The sequence below is a fragment of the Burkholderia sp. ABCPW 14 genome, from assembly GCF_001523835.1.
Classification (GTDB): domain Bacteria; phylum Pseudomonadota; class Gammaproteobacteria; order Burkholderiales; family Burkholderiaceae; genus Burkholderia; species Burkholderia mayonis.
In genome coordinates, this window is sequence record NZ_LOVS01000198.1 from 79,202 (window position 1) to 100,093 (window position 20,892).

General features: G+C 69.5%; 11 protein-coding genes. 10 read left to right on the top strand and 1 reads right to left on the bottom strand.

The features are described 5' to 3' along the window. From WS62_RS29890 to WS62_RS29905, 4 genes are all read left to right on the top strand, one after another. Entirely contained in the window at positions 1 to 1,968 is a 1,968-nt protein-coding gene (locus tag WS62_RS29890) for a glycosyltransferase (RefSeq protein WP_066578759.1), read from the top strand. Between the two features lie 53 nt (positions 1,969 to 2,021). Next, positions 2,022 to 3,620: an efflux transporter outer membrane subunit gene (locus tag WS62_RS29895; protein ID WP_066578761.1), complete on the top strand. Its 1,599-nt coding sequence runs from the start codon at positions 2,022 to 2,024 to the stop codon at positions 3,618 to 3,620. Positions 3,621 to 3,960: 340 nt separating this feature from the next. Further along, complete coding sequence (locus WS62_RS29900; protein WP_066578764.1) at positions 3,961 to 6,006, top strand: methyl-accepting chemotaxis protein; 2,046 nt, start codon at positions 3,961 to 3,963, stop codon at positions 6,004 to 6,006. A gap of 267 nt (positions 6,007 to 6,273) precedes the next feature. Next, positions 6,274 to 8,247: an APC family permease gene (locus WS62_RS29905; RefSeq protein ID WP_066578835.1), complete on the top strand. Its 1,974-nt coding sequence runs from the start codon at positions 6,274 to 6,276 to the stop codon at positions 8,245 to 8,247. A 317-nt stretch (positions 8,248 to 8,564) separates the two neighbouring features. Here WS62_RS29905 and WS62_RS29910 read toward each other — a convergent pair whose 3' ends face one another. Then, positions 8,565 to 10,217 carry an acyl-CoA synthetase gene (locus WS62_RS29910; RefSeq protein ID WP_066578765.1) on the bottom strand — a complete coding sequence of 551 codons (1,653 nt, stop codon included), beginning with the start codon at positions 10,215 to 10,217 and terminating at the stop codon, positions 8,565 to 8,567. Between the two features lie 151 nt (positions 10,218 to 10,368). On the opposite strand from WS62_RS29910, the gene WS62_RS35445 reads away from it, so the two are divergent. The 6 genes from WS62_RS35445 (at position 10,369) to WS62_RS29940 (ending at position 20,838) form a co-directional block, all read left to right on the top strand. After that, the gene (locus WS62_RS35445) at positions 10,369 to 11,379 is read left to right on the top strand and encodes a Crp/Fnr family transcriptional regulator (RefSeq protein WP_442855115.1); all 1,011 of its coding nucleotides are present in this window, start codon (positions 10,369 to 10,371) and stop codon (positions 11,377 to 11,379) included. Positions 11,380 to 11,966: 587 nt separating this feature from the next. Next, positions 11,967 to 15,176 (top strand): efflux RND transporter permease subunit, encoded by a 3,210-nt coding sequence (locus WS62_RS29920; protein ID WP_066578769.1) that lies wholly within the window; start codon positions 11,967 to 11,969, stop codon positions 15,174 to 15,176. A gap of 15 nt (positions 15,177 to 15,191) precedes the next feature. Beyond that, the gene (locus WS62_RS29925) at positions 15,192 to 16,442 is read left to right on the top strand and encodes an efflux RND transporter periplasmic adaptor subunit (RefSeq protein WP_066578771.1); all 1,251 of its coding nucleotides are present in this window, start codon (positions 15,192 to 15,194) and stop codon (positions 16,440 to 16,442) included. Between the two features lie 209 nt (positions 16,443 to 16,651). Next, positions 16,652 to 18,676, top strand: a complete 2,025-nt coding sequence (locus WS62_RS29930; protein WP_231748457.1) for an efflux transporter outer membrane subunit — start codon at positions 16,652 to 16,654, stop codon at positions 18,674 to 18,676. 30 nt (positions 18,677 to 18,706) lie between these two features. Continuing rightward, complete coding sequence (locus WS62_RS29935; RefSeq protein ID WP_066484895.1) at positions 18,707 to 19,405, top strand: heavy metal response regulator transcription factor; 699 nt, start codon at positions 18,707 to 18,709, stop codon at positions 19,403 to 19,405. Beyond that, positions 19,402 to 20,838, top strand: coding sequence for a heavy metal sensor histidine kinase (locus WS62_RS29940; RefSeq protein ID WP_066578773.1), 1,437 nt, complete (start codon positions 19,402 to 19,404; stop codon positions 20,836 to 20,838). Before WS62_RS29935 ends, WS62_RS29940 begins: the two co-directional genes overlap by 4 nt. Positions 20,839 to 20,892 lie beyond the last annotated feature (54 nt).

The following is a 20,892-nucleotide window of genomic DNA, read 5'->3' on the forward strand; positions in this document are numbered from 1 at the left end:
ATGTTCGATCTCTTTCTCGAAAACCAGTCATTGCTCGACATCAACGGCGGCGTGCTGCTGGTCGTGCTGCTGCTGACGCTGCTCGGCAAGCGCGAGCGCGCCGTCGATCGCATCCTGTTCGGCGGCATCACCGTCGTGCTGCTGGTCGTCTATCTGATCTGGCGCGCGACCCAGACGCTGCCCGAGCCTCGCATGGACTTCCCGAGCGTGTGGTCGCACGTCTTCTTCGGCTTCGAGTGCGCGGCGCTCGCCTACACGCTCATCTCCGTCGTCGTGCTGTCCCGCGCCACCGACCACACGCCCGAGGCCGATGCCGGCGAAGCCGCGCTGCGGCGCGCCGCGAAGGGGCCGCGCGTCGACATCTTCATCGCCACGTACAACGAAGGGCTGGACATCCTGGAGAAGACCATCGTCTCGGCGCTCGCGATCGACTATCCGGACTTCCGCGTCTGGGTGCTGGACGACACGCGCCGCGACTGGCTCAAGGCATTCTGCGAGCAGGTGGGCGCGCACTACGTCACGCGCGCGGACAACACGCACGCGAAGGCCGGCAATCTCAACAACGGGCTGCACCGGAGCGCGCAGAGCGAAGACGGCGGCGCACCCTACATCATGGTGCTCGACGCCGATTTCGCGCCTCACCGGAAGATCCTGCTGCGCACGATCGGCCTGTTCTGCGATCCGACAGTCGGCGTCGTGCAAACGCCGCAGTTCTACTACAACGCCGATCCCGTGCAGTACAACCTGCGCTCGACCGAATGCTGGGTCGACGAGCAGCGTGCGTTCTTCGACGTCATGCAGCCCGCCAAGGATGCGTGGGGCACGGCATTCTGCATCGGCACCTCGTTCGTCGTGCGGCGCGATCTGGTCGAGCTGATCGGCGGCTTCCCCACCGGCACGGTCACCGAAGACATCCACCTGACCTATCGGCTGATGCCGCACGGCTATGTGACGCGCTGGCTCAACGAGCGGCTCTCGGTCGGGCTGTCGGCCGAAGGGCTGCCGGAGTACATCAGCCAGCGCAGCCGCTGGGGACTCGGCACGATCCAGGTCGCCCTCACGCGGGACGGCCCGTTGCGCGGTCGCGGCTACACGTTCACCGAGCGGCTGCACTACGTGCACGGGATGCTGCACTGGCTGAGCCGCCCCTTCACGCTGATGCTGCTGCTCGGGCCGCTGCTGTACTGGTACTTCGACGTCCCCACGCTGTACGGCGAGCCGATGCAGTTCCTCGCCTACGGCCTGCCCGCGCTGATCGGCTACTGGGGCTACAGCATGTGGATCACCGGACGGCGCGCGCTGCCGATCTTCACCGAGGTCACGCAGATCGTCTGTGCGCTGGCGGTCAGCGCGTCGCTCGCGAGCGCGATCGTCCGGCCGTTCGGGCGGCCCTTCAAGGTGACGAACAAAGGACTGGACCGCTCGAAGCTCATCATCCACGGCAAGTTCGTGGCGCTCTATGCGAGCCTGATCGGGCTGTCGGCGCTCGGGCTGGGGCGCGCGCTGCTGGTCGATCCGGCGTCGCCGGGACTGGTGTTCAACTCGGTGTGGACCAGCATTGCGCTCGCGCTCTACCTCACGTCGCTGCTGGTGTGCGTGGAATTGCCGCGACCGCGCAAGGAGGAGCGCTTCCCGTATCGCGTGCGCGCGCTGCTGCGCTTGGGCGAACGGGAATATTCCGTCACCACGCGCGATCTGTCGTGCAACGGCGCGGCCGTGACGACCCCGCTCGCGTCGTCCTTGCCCGTAGGCAGCGAAGGCGCGCTGTGGCTCGAGCAGACCGGCTGGGTACCGTGCCGCATCGCGCGCCGCCAGGGCTCGCTCGTCGGCGTCGCGCTCCATGCGGACATCGCGGCGCGGCACAGCCTGATCCGCATGCTGTTCGGCGATCCGCCGCACAACGTTGCCGCGCAGGGCCAGCCCCGGCTCGCCCTCTCGCGCCTGATGCAGCGCGCGCTGTCGGGCTGAGCCCGGCCGTCGCCGTCCCGCCCAACCGTCTTCTCGTCCTGGAACCGCCGACCATGCGAAGCCCTCCGTTTCCCTCGCCTCCGTTGCGCGTGCTGCCCATCGTGCTCGCGCTCGGAATAGCCGCCTGCTCGATGGAGCCCACCTACAGGCGGCCCGATGCGCCCATCCCGTCCGCGTATCCGAGCGGCCCGGCCTATTCCGCACCGGGCGGCCCGGCGGCGACTCAGAGCGGCCCGGCGGCGCCCGATCTCGGCTGGCGGAATTTCTTCGTCGACGCCCAATTGCAGCAGTTGATCGCGCAGGCGCTCGCCCATAACCGCGACCTGCGCATCGCGACGCTCAACATCGACGAAGCGCGCGCGCTGTATCGGATCCAGCGCGCCGCCCAGTTTCCCGCGATCGACGCCAACGTCGGGCTCACCAGTCAGCGCCTGAGCCCCGCGTTGCGCGCGCCGGGGCAGTCCACGCTGATCAACACGTATGCCGCGAGCGTCGGCCTCACCAGTTTCGAGATCGACGTATTCGGCCGCGTGCGCAGCCTGAGCCATGCCGCGCAGGAGCAATACCTGGCGACGGAGGAGGCGCGGCGAAGCGTCCACATCAGTCTGGTGGCCGAAGTGGCGAACACCTATCTGACCTTGCTGGCCGACCGCGCGCTGCTCAAGCTCGCGCAGGACACGCTCAAGAGCCAGCAGGATGCGGCCGAGATGATCCATCGCGGCAAGCAGGCGGGCGCGATGGCGCAGCTCGACGAACACCGCGCCGATACCCAGGTGCAAACGGCGCAGGTCGCCGTCGAGCAATTCACGCGGCAGCTCGCGCAGGACGAGAACGCGCTGACCCTGCTGACCGGCGGACCGTTGCCGAGCGGGGTGTCGAGTGCGGCGCCGCTCGACAACCAGACGCTGCTGGCGGAGTTTCCGGCCGGCCTGCCGTCGACGCTGCTCGAGCGCCGCCCCGACGTCATGGCCGCCGAGCACCAGCTCATCGCCGCGAATGCGAACATCGGCGCGGCGCGCGCGGCGTTCTTCCCGAGAATCTCGCTCACGGGCGCGCTGGGCGTCGCAAGCGCGAGCCTGGCCGGGCTGTTCTCCGGCGGCGTGGCCTGGCTGTTCGCCCCGCAGTTGACCCTGCCGATCTTCAACGCGGGCAGCAACCGGGCGAACCTCGATCTGGCGACGGTGCGCCGCGACATCAACGTCGCCAATTACGAGCGCACGATCCAGAGCGCGTTCCGCGAAGTCTCCGACAGCATGGCCGCGCGCGGCACCTACGAGCGGGAAGCGAAAGCGCAGGAGACGATGATCCGGGATTTGAGCGAGACCAGGCGCCTCGCCGAAATGCGGTTCCGCAACGGCGTCGACGATTACTTCGGCGTGTTCGATGCGCAACGCCAGCTCTTTGGCGCGCAGCAGTCGCTCGTGACCTACAAGCTCGCCGGCCTGACGAGCCGCGTGACGCTATACAAGGCGCTGGGCGGAGGCTGGCTCGAATCGACCGGCGCGGTGGCGGCGCAATCGCAATCGCAGTCGCAATCGCAGCCACAACCACAACCACAACCACAACCACAACCACAAACGCAACCACAAACGCAACCACAAACGCAACCGCAAACGACGGGCGACACGACGGTGCGGCGCGTGCCGCAATAGATTCGGCATCGCGTGTCGTACGCGGCACGCGAGCGGCGAGATTCGCGAACGTCCGATTCGATCTCAAGCTCAACGCCGGCGCGCATCCGATCCGGCCAAACGACAAGAACCGCCGCCGGCGCAGCCTTGCGCGGCGGAAACGCAAACGTCCGCCGGGCACGCGACGAACGCGCGCCGAAGCGGCCGGACCGCACACAGCGCGCCTGTCTCCCCCTCGTCAGCCCCGCCGCGCCCTTGCAAATCCTAAAGAATCTGTCCCAACCTGCCGACAACCACGCCATCAGAGAGCGGTGACGCGTGCGTTCCGCCAACGCCCCAGTTCCCGCACTCCGGAGTCATCATGAACGTGCCCTTCTTCCGGCGCGCGAGCGTCGGCGCACGCCTCGCGGCGCTGTCCAGCGCACTCTTCGCCCTCCTCTTCGCCGCGTTCGTCTGGGCGCTGACCCACGCCGCCGGCGGCCAGGTCGCCGACCAGGTCCACGCGCGGATCGACGAGAAAGACCGCTCGATCGCCGCGATGATCGCGCTCTTCGACGAGGCGCTGACCGCCGAGGCGAGCCGCGCGATGACGCTCTTCGCCAGCTTCCTGCCGGCGAGCTACGCGCTCGATCCCGCACGGACGATCGACATCGCGGGCGTCGCGACGCCCGCGCTCACCGCCGGCGGCCAGACGCTGAACCTCGATTTCTCGATCCCCGACCAGTTCCTGCAGAAGAGCGGCGCGATCGCGACGGTCTTCGCGCGCAACGGCGACGATTTCGTTCGCGTGACGACGTCGCTGAAAAAGCAGGACGGCAGCCGCGCGATCGGCACGCTGCTCGACCGCAAGGGCCCCGCGTATGCGCCGCTGATGGCCGGCCGGACTTACACCGGTCTCGCGACGCTGTTCGGCAAACGTTACATCACCCAATACAAGCCGGTCACGGATGCGAGCGGCGCGATCGTCGGCGCGCTCTTCGTCGGGATCGACGTCGGCGCGGAGATGCGGCTCGTCGAGAACGGCATCCGCCAACTGAAGATCGGCGAGCGCGGCTATTACTTCGTGCTCGACGCGTCGAGCGGCCCGACGCGCGGCAATCTGATCGTCCATCCGGAGCGCGCCGGCCAGCGCGCCGACGACGCGGCCGCGCCGTACGCGCAGATGCTCGCCGCGAAGGAAGGCCGACTGTCGTACACGTCGACCGACAGCGCCGCGGGCGACGACGCGCCGCGCGCGAAGTTCGTGTCGTTCGTCACGATCCCGCAGTGGCAATGGCTCGTCGGCGGCATCGCGATCGACGACGAAGTGATGGCCGACATGCGCGCGACCCGCAACCGCTTCGCCGCGATCGGCTGCGTGTTCGTGCTTGCGTTCGCGGCCGTGTTCGTCGCGGTCGTCAAGCGCGTCGTCAGCGAGCCGCTCGACGCGGCCGCGCACGCGTCCGAGCGCTTCGCGGCGGGCGACCTGAGCGCGCGGATCGCCGCGCGCGGCGCGCACGACGGCGCAGACGCGCCGCACGCGAGCGGCCGCGGCGACGAGATCGGCCGGCTCGTGCGCGCGGTCGACGGCATCGGCGACGGCCTCGCGCGGATCGTCGCGCAGGTGCGGCGCGGCGCGGCCGACATCGCGCACGGCACCGTGACGATCGCGGCCGGCAGCAGCGACATGGCCGCGCGGATCGCGACGCAGGCGAGCAGCGTCGAGCAGACCGCCGCGAGCATGGAGCAGATCACGGCGGCCGTTCAGCAGAACGCCGACCACGCGGCGCAGGCGAACGCGCTCGCGACGGGCGCGTCGTCCGCCGCGACGACGGGCGGCGCGGCCGTGCAGCGCGTCGTCGCGACGATGGGCGACATCCAGGGCGTCGCGCGCAAGATCGCGGAAATTACCGGCGTGATCGAAGGCATCGCGTTCCAGACCAACATCCTCGCGCTGAACGCGGCCGTCGAGGCGGCGCGCGCGGGCGAGCACGGCAAGGGCTTCGCGGTCGTCGCGTCCGAGGTGCGCGCACTCGCGCAGCGCAGCGCGTCGGCGGCCAAGGAGATCGACGCGCTCGTCGGCGAATCGGCGTCGACGGTCGAGCACGGCTTCCGGATCGCCGAGGACGCGCGCGCGGCGATGCAGGACATCGTCGCGCGCGTCGATCAGGTGCGCGCGATCATCGCCGAAATCAGCGCGGCGTCGCGCGAGCAGTCGAGCGGGATCGAGCAGGTGAATCTCGCGGTCACGCAGATCGGCGCGGCGACGCAGCAGAACGCGACGCTGATCGCCGACGCCGAGCATGCGGCCGCCGCGCTGCGCGACGAGGCCGCGCAGCTCGCGCACGCGGTCAGCGTGTTCAGGCTCGCGACGGATGAAGGCGCGCAGCACGCGCCCGAAGCGCGCGCGCACGCCGGCACGCACTGAGTAATCGTCTGCCGAGTCAAGTGCGATGAAGCGAATTGTCCCAAGGGGTGTTGGATCTGACCATGGCATCGAGCGTGGTCAGGCGCTTGCGCATGCAGGCGACCAGGGCGCGTACGCCTTCGTTGGCTTTCGGACGCATCGTCAGGCATCCGAAAGCTTCCGTTTCCGTCTCATGGATAACGCCGACTGACAAACGGCGCGCGGCTCCCTTACCTTGTGCTCGCGGCATGGGTGCATGGCCAGCCGCGCTCGCTCCGGAGGGAATCGATGACTGCGCTCGACAAGATGTGGCAGTTCCTGTTCGGCAAGCCGCTCGATCCGCTCGACCCGCGCACCCGGCATGCGATCGCGGTGACGCCGATCCTCGCGTGGGTCGGGCTCGGCGCCGACGGGCTGTCGTCGTCGTGCTACGGCCCGGAGGAAGCGTTCCTCGCGCTCGGCCAGCACACGCCGCTCGCCCTCTTCCTCGCGCTCGCGACCGCCGCGACCGTGTTCATCATCGCGCTCGGCTACAACCAGGTCATCGAGCTGTTCCCGACGGGCGGCGGCGGCTACCGCGTCGCGACCGCGCTGCTCGGCCCGAAGCCCGGGCTCGTGTCGGGCGCGACGCTCCTCGTCGACTATGTGCTGACCGTCGCGACGTCGCTCGCGAGCGGCGTCGATGCGTTCTTCAGCCTGCTGCCCGTCGGCGCGCAAGCGTTCAAGCTCACGACCGAGCTCACGCTGATCGTGCTGATGACGGGCCTCAACTTCCGCGGGATGAAGGAATCGATCATGGTGCTGCTGCCGATCTTCGTCGGCTTCGTCGTGCTGCACTTCTGCCTCATCGTCTACGGCGTCGCGGTGCACGGCGACCACCTCGCCGCCGTCGTGCCCGACGCGCTGGGCGAAGCGCACGGGATGTCGCACACGCTCGGCCCGATCGTGATGATCGCGCTGCTGATGCGCGCGTTCTCGCTCGGCGGCGGCACTTACACGGGCCTCGAAGCGGTGTCGAACAACGTCAACATGCTCGCCGAGCCGCGCGTGCCGAGCGGCAAGGTGACGATGTTCTACATGGCGACGTCGCTCGCGTTTACCGCGGGCGGCATCATCCTGCTCTACATGCTGTGGCATGCGAAGCCCGTCGAAGGGCAGACGCTCAACGCGGTCGTGTTCGGCAACGTGATCGACCATCTCGGGCTCGGCTCGTCGTTCGCGCGGCATGCGCTCCTCGCGGTCGTGCTCGCGTTCGAGGCGGGGCTTCTGCTCGTCGGCGCGCAGACCGGTTTTCTCGACGGCCCGGCCGTGCTGTCGAACATGGCGTCCGATTCGTGGGTGCCGCGCCATTTCCGCGATCTGTCGACGCGGCTCGTCCGGCAGAACGGGATCGTCGTGATGGGCGTCGCGAGCCTGCTGATCCTCTGGTGGACGCACGGCAACGTCGACATCCTCGTCGTGCTGTACAGCATCAACGTGTTCCTGACGTTCAGCATGTCGCTGCTCGGCCTCTGCACGTACTGGTGGCGACGCCGCCGCGACGACGCCGGCTGGCTCGAGCATTTCGCGCTGTCGGCGCTCGGGCTGTCGGTGACGAGCGTCGTGCTCGTGATCACGCTCGTCGAGAAATTCACGGCGGGCGGCTGGCTGACGGTGCTCGTGACGAGCGCGGTGATCGCCGCGTGCCTGCTGGTCAAGCGGCACTATTCGGATACGCGCGCGCAACTCGCGAAGGAAGATGCGCTGTTCGGCGGCGCGCCGCCCGCCGTCGACGACGCCACGGCGCCCGGCAAACCCGATCCGGCGCAGCCGACCGCGGTGCTGCTCGTCGGCAAGCATCGCGGCGCGAGCATGCATGCGCTCTTGTGGGTGAACCGGCTGTTCCCCGGGCATTTCCGCAACGTGATTTTTCTCGCGGTCGGCGAAGTCGACGCGAAGAGCTACGACGGCGAAGAGCATCTCGAGCGGCTGCGGCGCACGATCACGTCGTCGCTCGACTACTACGTCGCGCACTGCCGCCGCCACGGCATCGCGGCCGATTACCGGATCGCGTTCGGCACGCATCCGATCGTGGAATTCATGCGGCTCGCCGAGGAAACGATGGACGCGTTTCCGAACAGCGTCTGCTTCGCGAGCAAGCTGATCTTCAGGCGCGTGAACTTCCTGACCGCGTGGCTGCACAACCAGACGCCCGTCGAACTGCAGGCGCGGCTGCATCAGCAAGGGCGGCAGATGGTGTTGTTGCCGATGAACGTCGGGTAGCGCCGGGGCGTCGGGCAAACGCCCGCCGCGATCGATCGGCAGCGACGACGACGGGGGAATCATTGAACGACTGACCGAGGATCGGTCGAGGCAGCCCATGCACAGCGCGCGCGACGGAACCTCCGGCACCCAGCGCAGCCGCGCCGACCCGACCCGGCGCCCGATGAGACCGGCAGGTCCGCCGGCGCGCCACGTCCGTCGAACTCGCGTGTCCGACGACAATCCGCCCGCGTGGCGAACGCGATCGTCGCCACGCGCCACGCGGCAGGATCGCGGGATGCCGAACGATCGATACTTTCCGGCCGCCTCCGCGCCGCTCAGCCCTTCTTCCCCGCCAGATCGATCGCGGAACGCGACCCGACCTGCGCGCGCAACTGGAATTTCTGGATCTTCCCGGTCGATGTCTTCGGCAGTTCGCCGAACCGCACCGTCTTCGGAATCTTGTACGCGGCGAGCAGCAGCCGGCAGTGCGCGATGATCTCCTCCTCGGTCGCCGTCATGCCGTCGCGCAGCTCGACGAACGCGCACGGCACCTCGCCCCACTTCGGGTCCGGCAGCGCGACGACCGCCGCGACCGCGACGGCCGGATGCCGGTACAGCGCGTCCTCGACCTCGATGCTCGAGATGTTCTCGCCGCCCGAGATGATGATGTCCTTGCGGCGATCCTTGATGCGGATGTAGCCGTCGGGCGTCAGCACGCCCAGGTCGCCCGTGTGAAACCAGCCGCCCGCGAACGCCTCGTCGGTCGCATGCGGGTTCTTCAGGTAGCCCTTCATGCAGATGTTGCCGCGGAACATGATCTCGCCGATCGTCTCGCCGTCGGCCGGCACCGGCATCATCGTGTCGGGATCGAGCACCGTCGCGCCCGCCTGCAGGTGGTAGCGCACGCCCTGCCGCGCGTTGAGCTGCGCGACTTCGTCGTCGGGCAGCGCATTCCAGTGCGACTGCTTCGCGCAGACGGTCGCGGGTCCGTACACTTCGGTAAGCCCGTAGACGTGCGTGAGGTCGAAGCCGATCTCCTTCATTTTCGCGATCACCGCGGGCGCGGGCGCCGCGCCCGCGACGAACGCATGCACCTCGTGCGCGATCCCCGCGCGCCATTCGGCCGGCGCGTTCGCGATCGCGCTCTGCACGATCGGCGCGCCGCTGTAGTGCGTGACGCGCTCGCGGCGAATCAGGTCAAGCACGCGCTTCGCGTCGAACTTGCGCAGGCACACGTTCACGCCCGCGCGCGCCGCGACCGCCCACGGAAAGCACCAGCCGTTGCAGTGGAACATCGGCAGCGTCCACAGGTAGACCGCGTGCTTCGGCATGTCCCATTCGAGGATGTTGCTGATCGCGGCCAGATACGCGCCGCGATGGTGGTAGACGACGCCCTTCGGATCGCCCGTCGTCCCCGACGTGTAGTTCAGCGCGATCGCATCCCATTCGTCGGACGGCAGCGCCCATGCGTATCCCGGATCGCCGCCTGCGAGAAACGCCTCGTAGTCGGTCGCGCCGTGAAAGCGCGCCGGGTCGGCGGGCATCGCGTCGGCGACGCTGACGATCGTGAGTCCCGGCACCTCGAGCGCCGCGCGGTGCGCGAACTCCGCGAATTCGGTGTCGACGATCAGCGCCTTCGCCTCGCCGTGACGCAGCATGAACAGCATCGACGGGATGTCGAGCCGCGTGTTCAGCGCGTTGAGGACGGCGCCCGCCATCGGCACGCCGAAGTGCGCCTCGATCATCTGCGGGATGTTCGGCAGCAGCGCGGCCACCGTGTCGCCGCGCCCGACGCCCGCGCGTTCGAGCGCGCTCGCGAGCCGCCGCGCGCGCGCATAGGTCTCGCTCCACGTGCGGCGCACGTCGCCGTGCACGACGGCGAGGCGGTCGCCGTATACTTCGGCCGCGCGCGCGATGAAATCGATCGGCGTGAGCGGCACGTAATTCGCATCGCGCCTGCCCAGCCCCTCCTCGAACCTCTGCGTCATGATGTCGTCTCCTGCAAGGCGTGCGCCTCGATATCGTTGGTTTGTGGTCCAATTGCACAAGCCTACTCGCGGCCATTGTGAGCCGTCTGTCACCCAAGCGACAGACACGCCCGCGACGATCCCGCGTATTCCCTATCCTCGCAAACCCTGTGTGATGCCCGACGACGTCCAAGCCCCGCGCCGCCCGCCGACACGCGACGCGCGGACCGATCCGCCATTCGATGCGCATGCCGGCGCGCGGCCGGTTGCGCGCGCCGCCGTGCCGTCCGGCGAGCCGCTGCGCGGGCGCGCGACGGTCCCGCCGGATGCGCATGCCGGCGGCGCGGCGTCGAACGCGTCTGCGGCCGCGCAGACGCGGACGCGGACGCTGGCGCAAACGCAAACGCGAGCGCAGACGCAACGCCAGCCGCAGACGGCGACACCACCGCCCCCCCTGCCGACGCCCGCCGGCGCCGAGCCGCCAATCGAGCCGATCGACACCGGCGATCTCCGCGCGCTCTTCTCCCGCTGCGGCTGGTTCAAGGCGCTCGCGCCCGGGCATCAGGCGCTCGTCGTCGCGCAATCGCATGCCGAGCATCGCGACGCGGGCGACTGGGTCGCGCGCCGGCAGGCGCCGTCCGAATACTGGATCGGCGTGCATCGCGGGCTCGTGAAGCTCGCGATCTACAACGCGTCCGGGCGCGGCTGCACGTTTTCCGGCGTGCCGTCGGGCGGCTGGTTCGGCGAAGGCAGCGTGATCAAGCGCGAGCTGCGCAAGTACGACGTGATCGCGATCCAGCGCTCGCTCGTGCTGTTCGTGCCTACTACGACGTTCCACGCGCTCCTCGGCAGCAGCCTGCCGTTCACGGGCTTCGTGATCCGCCAGTTGAACAACCGGATGGGCGAGTTCATCGCGTCGATCCAGAACAGCCGGCTGCTCGACGTGAACGCGCGCGTCGCGCAGTCGCTCGCGCAGCTCTTCAATCCGGATCTGTATCCGGACACCGGCGCGACGCTCGCGATCTCGCAAGAGGAGCTCGGGATGCTGGTCGGCGTGTCGCGGCAGCGGATCAATCAGGCGCTTCAGCATCTCGAACGGCTCGGCGTGCTGAGTGTCGCGTACAACCAGATCACGGTGGTCGATCTGCCGGGGCTCGCGGCGTTCGGGATGGAGCAGATCTGACGGCTGTCGGCAGCGACGCCAAGTCGCGCATGTCAGGCAAGTATCGACGGCTCTGCGCGACGCCCGCGACCGCCCGGCTCGCCGCTCACTGATTTCCGAACACGCGGCTCTCGGCTCGCAACCGACGCCTGCAATCAGCGCCTGCAATCGAGAGGCGGCAGCGCGCGGGCCGCCACCCACGACCCACGTTCCACGCGGGCGCTGAAGCTCGCATCACGCGATCGGCGCCCGATCGTCGACCCTCACGCGCAACGCGCGAAGAAACCGCCGCGAAAGCCGTCGAGCAGATAGGGAACGCCTGCCGCCGGCACACGCCTCGAACCGGCGTCATATGGTTGCGTACGGTTGCGTACGCGCCAATCGTCAGCCGAATACCCGAATACCCGATTGCCCGATTACCGCATTCGAATCGCCCGCCCGGTCGCCGCGGCCAAGCGTCGGCATCGCACCCGCCCCGCCCGATTCCTCCGACGATCCGTTCCCTGACCATTCCGCCATCTTCACGTCAGCCATGTGTCCGGGGCGGTCTTCTATCATTCGATCCCGTCCGCCGATGCGACGCCCGCCCGTCACCGTCCCCGCTTTCCATGTGGATCGTCAATCTCGCGCTCAAGCGCCCATACACGTTCATCGTGATGGCCATCATGATCCTGCTGGCCACGCCCCTCGCGCTGATGCGAACGCCGACCGACGTGCTGCCGTCGATCGACATCCCGGTCATCAGCGTGATCTGGAGTTACAACGGCCTGTCCGCGCAGGAGATGACCAGCCGGATCACGTCGGTCCATGAGCGCACGCTGACGACGACCGTCGGCAACATCCAGCACATCGAATCGCAGACGCTGCCCGGCATCGCGATCATCAAGATCTTCCTGCAGCCGGGCGCGAGCACGCAGACCGCGATCGCGCAGACCGTGTCGGCCGCGCAGGCGATCGTCCGGCAGATGCCGCAGGGCGCGACGCCGCCCCTCATCATCAGCTACTCGGCGTCGAGCATTCCGGTGATCCAGCTCGGCTTGTCCAGCCAGTCGATGAGCGAGCAGCAGCTCGCCGACGTCGCGATGAACTTCCTGCGCCCGCAACTGATCACGATCCCCGGCGCGCAGGTGCCCTACCCGTACGGCGGCCGCACGCGCGTGATCTCGGTCGATCTCGACACGCAGGCGCTGATGGCGAAGGGCCTGACGCCCGCCGACATCGTCAACGCGGTCAACGTGCAGAACCTCGTGCTGCCGACCGGCACCGCGAAAATCGGCCAGACCGAATACCGGGTCGGCACGAACGCATCGCCCGACACGCTCGCCGAGCTGAACCGGCTGCCCGTGCAGACGACGGGCGGCGCGACGATCTACCTGTCCGACGTCGCGCACGTGCGCGACGGCTTCACGCCGCAGACGAACATCGTGCGCAAGGACGGCCAGCGCGGCGTGCTGGTGTCGGTGCTCAAAAGCGGCGACGCATCGACGCTCGCCGTCGTCAATACGCTGAAGGCGCTGCTGCCGTCGGTCGAGAACACGCTGCCCGAGGATCTGAAGATCACGCCGCTCTTCGATCAATCGGTGTTCGTCGACGCCGCGATCCAGGGCGTGATCCACGAGGCGCTGATCGCCGCCGTGCTGACCGCGATGATGATCCTGCTGTTCCTCGGCAACTGGCGCAGCACGCTGATCATCGCGATCTCGATTCCGCTGTCCATCTTCACGTCGCTGCTCGCGCTGTCGGCGCTCGGCGAGACGATCAACATCATGACGCTGGGCGGCCTCGCGCTCGCGGTCGGGATTCTCGTCGACGACGCGACGGTCACGATCGAGAACATCGAGCGCCACCTGCATCTCGGCGCGGGCTTGCGCGAGGCGATCCTCGAAGGCGCGGGCGAGATCGCGGTGCCCGCGCTCGTGTCGACGCTGTGCATCTGCATCGTGTTCGTGCCGATGTTCTTCCTGACGGGCGTCGCGCGCTACCTGTTCGTGCCGCTCGCCGAAGCGGTCGTGTTCGCGATGCTCGCGTCGTACGTGCTGTCGCGCACGCTCGTGCCGACGCTCGCGATGCTGCTGTTCAGGCAGCACCGGCCCGACGCCGACGCGGCCGCGTCCGCCGCGAAGCCGTCGCGCTTCGCGCGCTTTCATCATGCGTTCGAGCACGCGTTCGAGCGGCTGCGCGCCGGCTACATCGTGCTCCTGAGCGTGCTGCTCGTGCGCCGGCGCTTTTACGCGTCGCTGTTCCTCGGCTTCTGCATGCTGTCGACGGGCCTCGTGTTCGCGCTCGGCCGCGACTTCTTCCCGACCGTCGATGCGGGCAACATCCGCCTGCACATGCGCGCGCCGACCGGCTACCGGATCGAGGAGACCGCTCGCCTCGCCGATCAGGTCGAGCAGGCGATCCGCGAAGCGGTGCCGACAGCCGAGCTCGGCACGATCGTCGACAACCTCGGCCTGCCGGTGAGCGGCATCAATCTGTCGTACAGCAACGCCGGCACGATCGGCACGCTCGACGGCGAGATCCTGATCGCGCTCAAGCCCGGCCACGCGAGCGCGCGGCGCTACGTCGACCCGTTGCGCGGCCTGTTGCCCGCGCGCTTTCCGGGCGTCGAGTTCTTCTTTCAGCCGTCGGACATCGTCACGCAGATCCTGAACTTCGGCCAGCCGGCCGCGATCGACGTGCAGGTGCAAGGCGCCGATCCCGCATCCAACATGGCGATCGCGAGCCGGCTGATGAAGCGCGTGCGCACGATTCCGGGCGCCGTCGACGCGCACGTCCTGCAGCGCAACGACGAGCCGCTCCTCACGGCCGACATGGACCGCACGCGGATGCAGCAGCTCGACCTCTCCGCGCAGAACGTCGCGCAGAACCTGCTGATCTCGCTCGCCGGCACGTCGCAGACGACGCCGTCGTTCTGGGTGAATCCGAAAACGGGCGTCCAATATCCGCTGACGATCCAGACGCCGCAATACCAGGTCGGCTCGGTCGGCGACCTGCTGTCGACGCCCGTGTCGGCGAACGGCCGCGCGGGCGCGCCGTACCAGTTGCTCGGCAATCTCGTCGACATCGTGCCGGGCGTGTCGCCCGCGGTCGTCACGCACTACAACATCCGGCCCGTGATCGATCTGCTCGTGAGCGTCGAGGGCCGCGACCTCGGCTCGGTCGCGACCGGGATCGGCCGCGTGATCGACGACGCGCGCGCGACGCTGCCGCGCGGCACGACGATCACGATGCGCGGCCAGGTCGAGACGATGCGCACGTCGTACCTCGGGCTCGGCGCGGGCGTCGCGATGGCGATCGTGCTCGTCTATCTGCTGATCGTCGTGAACTTCCAGTCGTGGCTCGATCCGCTCATCATCGTGAGCGCGATGCCCGCCGCGCTCGCCGGAATCGCGTGGATACTGTTCATCACCGGCACGCACCTCTCCGTGCCGGCGCTGACGGGCGCGATCATGACAGTCGGCGTCGCGACCGCGAACAGCATTCTCGTCGTCGCGTTCGCGCGCCAGCGGCTCGAAGCCGGCGCGCCGCCGCTCACCGCCGCGCTCGAGGCGGGCGCGACGCGCATCCGCCCGGTGCTGATGACCGCGCTCGCGATGATCATCGGCATGATCCCGATGGCGCTCGGCTTGGGCGTCGGCGCCGAGCAGAACGCGCCGCTCGGCCGCGCGGTGATCGGCGGCCTCTTGTTCGCGACTGTCTCGACGCTGCTGTTCGTGCCGCTCGTGTTCGCGGGCGTCCACCAGCGGCTCGCGAAGCGCCGCGCGCGCCGCGCCGCCGCCGACGGGGACCCGTCCCGTTCCGTTGACTCGAATTGATGACCGGTTGAATCCATGGAAGAGAAACATCACAGCTCTGTCGGCATACACGTAGACGATTCGGGCCTCGACCTGCCCGCGCGCGCGCAGGTGTGGAAGCGCGCGCAATGGGCGCTCGCCGTCGTCGGGCTGCTGCTCGCGGCGGGCGGGGTCCGCACGCTCGTCGCCGACTGGCGCAACGCGAACCGGCTCGATGCGCTGACCGCGCAGCACGCGCGCCAGTACGTGAGCATCGCGCAGCCGGGCCCGGCGACGGGCGCGAGCCGCCTCACGCTGCCCGGCACGCTGCGCGGCTATGTCGAGGCGCCGATCTACGCGCGCGCGAGCGGCTACGTGCTGCGCTGGCGCGCGGACATCGGCGCGCACGTGAAGCAGGGCCAGTTGCTCGCCGAGCTCGACACGCCCGAGCTCGACCAGGAACTCGCGCAGGCGGTCGCGCAGCGGCAGCAGGTCGAATCGACGCTCGCGCTCGCGAAGACGTCGCGCGATCGCGCACGGCAGTTGCGCGAGCGCGATGCGGTATCGCAGCAGGAGCTCGACGACCGCCAGGGCGCGTACAGCCAGGGCGTCGCGAACCTCGCCGCCGCCGACGCGAACATGCGGCGGCTGTCGGAGCTGAAATCGTTCCAGAAGATCGTCGCGCCGATCGACGGGATCGTCACGCAGCGCAACATCGACGTCGGCGACCTCGTCAACGCGGGCAACAGCGGCACGGGCCGCGCGCTCTTCACGGTGGTCCAGGCGGACCGGCTGCGGCTCTACGTGCAAGTGCCGCAGGCGTACGCGCAGCAGGTCCAGCCCGGCCAGCACGTGAGCGTCGCGCAGCCCGAGCTGCCCGGGCAGGCGTTCGACGGGACGATCACGCACACCGCGCAGGCGATCGACGTCGCGACGCGCACGCTGCAGATCGAGATCACGCTGCCGAACGCCGACGGCCGGCTGATGCCGGGCGCGTACGTGAAGGCGACGCTGCCGATGGCGCCCGCCGGCAACCTGACGATTCCGGCGAACACGCTGCTGTTCCGCGCGGAAGGGCCGAGCGTCGCGGTCGTCGAGGCGAACGGGCAGATCCGGCTGCATCGCGTGACGATCGCGCGCACGCTCGGACAGACGCTCGAAATCGACAGCGGAATCGCACCGACCGACCGGATCGTGCTGAATCCGAGCGATTCGCTCGCGAACGGCGACGCGGTGATCGTCGCGCAGCCGCCGAAGCGCGGGCCGGCCGCACCGAAGCCCGCGCAGGCGGCGGGGGCGCGGACGTGAGCGCGCGTGTTGTGTTCGGCGTGTTTCGTCGGTGCCGCTGGTGCGGCTGGTGTCGCCGGTTCGGGCCGTCGGGCGGAGTCCGGGCGATCACGGCTTCCGGCGCGGTCGGGGCGGTCGGTTCGGCTATCGCGATCCAGCCGCGCGGATCGATCGCAGCGCAAGGCGCTTCGAGGCCGCTCGGCTCCGCCGGATCCGCCGGAACGTCCGATTTGCTCGGATCGCTCGAGTCGCAATCACGCCGTCCACGCCGTCCACGCCGCCCGCTCCTCCCGCTCCTCCCGCTCGCGCTCGCCGCCGTCGCGCTCGCCGGCTGCGCGGTCGGCCCGGACTATCGCCGCCCGCCCGTCGACACGCCCGCCGCATGGCAGATCGCCCCGGCCGAGTCGTACTGGCACCCGGCCGCACCCGCGCGCGCATCGCTCGCGCCCGACTGGTGGAGGGCGTTCGGCGATCCGCTCCTCGACGACCTCGAGATCCGCGCGCTCGCGAACAATCAGAGCGTCCAGGCGATCGCCGCGCGCTACGACCAGGCGAAGGCGACGCTCGCGTCGGTCGCGTCCGCGCAATGGCCGAGCGTCGGCCTGACGGCGGGCGCGGCGCGCGCGCGGATCTCCGCCGACCGGCCGCTCACGAACTACGCGCAATCGAACCATTCGACCGTGCAGAACGACGCGCAGATCGGCGCGACGGTCAGCTACGAGCCGGACCTGTTCGGCCGGATTCGCCGCTCGGTCGAATCCGCGCAGGCGTCGACCGATCAGGCGCGCGACGACCTCGCGAACGCGCGCCTCGTGATGACGGCAAGCCTCGCGACGAGCTACCTCGCGCTGCGCGAGACCGACGCGGAGATCGACGTGCTGGACCGCTCGGTCGCGCTGCAGCAGAAGGCGCTCGATTTCGTGTCCGCGCAGCACGAGCTCGGCGCCGTGTCCGGCCTCAATCTGATGCAGCAGAAGGCGCAGCTCGACGCAACGCGCACGCAGGCGCAACTGCTGCTGAACCAGCGCGCGCAGCTCGAGCACGCGATCGCGACGCTCGTCGGCACGCCCGCGCCGACGTTCTCGATCCCGCCGCGCGTGCAGACGCTCGCCGCGCCGATGCTGCCCGCCGGGCTGCCGAGCGACCTGCTGCAGCGCCGGCCGGACGTCGCGTCGGCCGAGCGCGCGATGGCGGCGGCCAATGCGCAGATCGGCGTCGCGCGCGCCGCGTATTTTCCGCGGATCGCGCTGTCGCCGACGCTCGGCTGGGACGCGACCCGCTTTGCCAGCCTCTTCACGGTGCCGAGCCTGTTGTGGTCGGTCGGCGCATCGCTCGCGCAGCCGCTGTTCGAGGGCGGTCGGCTCGCGGCGGGCGTCGCGTATGCGCAGGCGGGCTATACGGCCGCGCAGGCGAATTACCGGCAGACCGTGCTGACCGCGTTCGAGGAAGTACAGAATGCGGTCACGGGGCTCGCGGTGCTCGACGAGGCCGAGCGCCGCGCGCAGGCGGCCGTCGACGACGCGCAGCGGCTCGTCGGCCTCGCGCAGGACCGCTATGCGGGCGGCCTGACCGCGTACATCGACGTGATCAGCGCGCAACAGCAGTTGCTGACGAGCGAGCGCCAGGAAGTGCAGATCCGCGGGCAGCGCGCGGCGCTCGTCGTGTATCTCGCGAAGGCGCTCGGCGGCGGGTGGAGCGCGGCCGAGACGGAGGAGGCGCAGCGGCCCGCCGGCGTCGCTCCGATGCCGGCCGATGGGTCGCGGGATGCCGCACCGCGCGCGGCGGCGAACGGAGTCGGAGTCGGAGTCGGAGTCGGAGTCGGAGCCGGAGCCGGAGCCGGAGCCGGAGCCGAAGCCGGAGCCGAAGCCGAAGCCGGAGCCGGAGCCGGAGCCGGAGCCGGAGCCGGAGCCGGGAACGAGGCTGGAACGGGCAAAGCCGTCGCGCCGACAGGCGCCCCGGTGGCCTCGACGTCGGGCACCGCCACGTCGACCGCCATCGTGCCGACCACCGCCGCGCTGACCGCTGCCACGTCGGCCGTACCCACGTCGGCCGTACCCACGTCGGCCGTATCCACGTCGGCCATATCCACGTCGGCCATATCCACGTCGGCCGTATCCACGTCGGCCATATCCGCACGGCTCGCCGTCACGCCAGCCGAATCTGCACGATCCGCGGGGATGGGCGCACAATTTATGGCGAACGCCGGGACGACGCGGGCCGCCGCCCCGCCCAGGCGGTCGGCCGACGCGTCATAGCGGCACACGACCGGCACAACGGGACAGAACATGAAAGTACTGATCGTCGAAGATGAAGCGAAAGTAGTCGATTACCTGAAGAGCGGCCTCGCCGACGAGGGCTGGATCGTCGACGCCGCGACCGACGGCGAGGAAGGCGCATGGATGGCGGTCGAGTACGACTACGACGTCGTCGTCCTCGACGTGATGCTGCCGAAAGTCGACGGCTTCGGCGTGCTGCGGGCGCTGCGCGCGCACAAGGACACGCCCGTCATCATGCTGACCGCGCGCGACCGTGTCGACGACCGCGTGCGCGGCCTGCGCGGCGGCGCCGACGACTACCTGACGAAGCCGTTCTCGTTCCTCGAGCTCGTCGAGCGGCTGCGCGCGCTGACGCGGCGCGCGCGCGTGCAGGAATCGACGCTGATTTCGATCGGCGACCTGCGCGTCGACCTGATCAGTCGCCGCGCGACGCGCAACGGCGTGCGCCTCGACCTCACCGCGCAGGAGTTCCAGCTGCTCGGCGTGCTCGCGCGCCGGCGCGGCGAAGTGCTGTCGAAGACGACGATCACCGAGCTCGTCTGGGACGTGAACTTCGACAGCAACGCGAACGTCGTCGAGACCGCGATCAAGCGGCTGCGCGCCAAGCTCGACGGCCCGTTCGCGGACAAGCTGCTGCATACGATCCGCGGGATGGGCTACGTGCTCGAGGAACGCGCGGACGCCGACGCGGAGGCCAAACGATCATGACGCGCTCGATTTCGCGGCGGCTGTCGGTCCTGTTCGGCGCCGCGTCGCTGTTCGTCTTCACGCTCGTCGGCGTCGGCCTGTTCGCGATGATGGAGCGGCAGTTGTTCGCCGAGCTGCGCGCGACGCTCGACACGCGCACGAAAATCGCCGCGATGATCGTGTCGCACGGCACGACGGCCGCGCGCTTCAAGCTCACGCAGGACAAGCTCGCGGATCTCGAACCGCCCGACGGCTCGACCCGCTATCACGTCGACAGCGCCGATCCCGCGTTCCGCTTCGGCAAGGCCGTCGAGGGCGAGCCCGACGGCCCGGCCGCCGACGGCTTCCTGCGGCTGCGCCCGCGCGGCAGCGAGTACGACGTGATGACGAAGACCGTCGTGCTGCCCGCGAGCGGCGAGCGGCCGACGCTCACGCTCGTCGTGTCGACCGCGTGCGAGCGCACGCAGAAGATGCTGCGCCACATCATGATGACGCTCGCCGCGCTGATCGCGGCCGCGACGCTCGCGACACTGCTATTGAGCCGCGCGGTCACGCGCGTGGGGCTCGCGCCGCTCGTACAGCTATCGCGCGAGGCGGCATCGCTCGGCCCCGCGAACCGGCGGCAGCGGCTGCACACCGACGCGCTGCCGCGCGAGCTGCACGATCTCGCGACGTCGTTCAACGGCGCGCTCGAACGGATCGAGCACGCGCACGAGCGGCTCGAATCGTTCAACGCGGACGTCGCGCACGAGCTGCGCACGCCCGTCAGCATCCTGATCGGCCAGACGCAGGTCGCGCTCGCGCGCGAGCGCTCGGCCGACCGGCTGCGCGAGACGCTCGAATCGAATCTCGAGGAGTTCGAACGGCTGCGGATCATCGTCAACGACATGCTGTTCCTCGCGCGCTGCGACCGCGGCGAGCGCGCGACCGATCTCGCCGACGTGTCGCTCGCGGCCGAGGTCACGCGCATGCTCGCGTTCCTCGAGATGTCGTTCGACGACGCGCAGCTGCGCTCGACGCTCGCGGGCGATGCGCGCGCGAGCGTCGACCCGTCGCTGTTCGGCCGCGCGATGACGAACCTGCTGATCAACGCGATCCAGCATACGCGGCCGGACAACACGATCCGCGTGACGATCGCGCCGCGCGGCGAGACGGTCGAGATCGCGGTGTCGAATCCGGGCGAGCCGATCGATGCGACCGCGCGCGCACATCTGTTCGAGCGCTTCTACCGGCTAGAGGAAGCGCGCGCGAACAGCGACGAGAACCACGGGCTGGGGCTTTCGATCGTGAAGGCGGTCGCCGAGATGCACGGCGGCACCGGGTTCGTCACATGCGCGCACGGATGGAACACGATCGGGTTCTCGGTCGCCGCGCGGCCGGCCGACGCCGAGCCGCAGGCGCGCGACGTGCGGACGGCGGCGGCCACGCGGCGGCCGACGCTGAAGGCGACTTGAGCGGCGGGCGACGGGCGACGGGCGACGGGCGACGGACAGCGGACAGCGGACAGC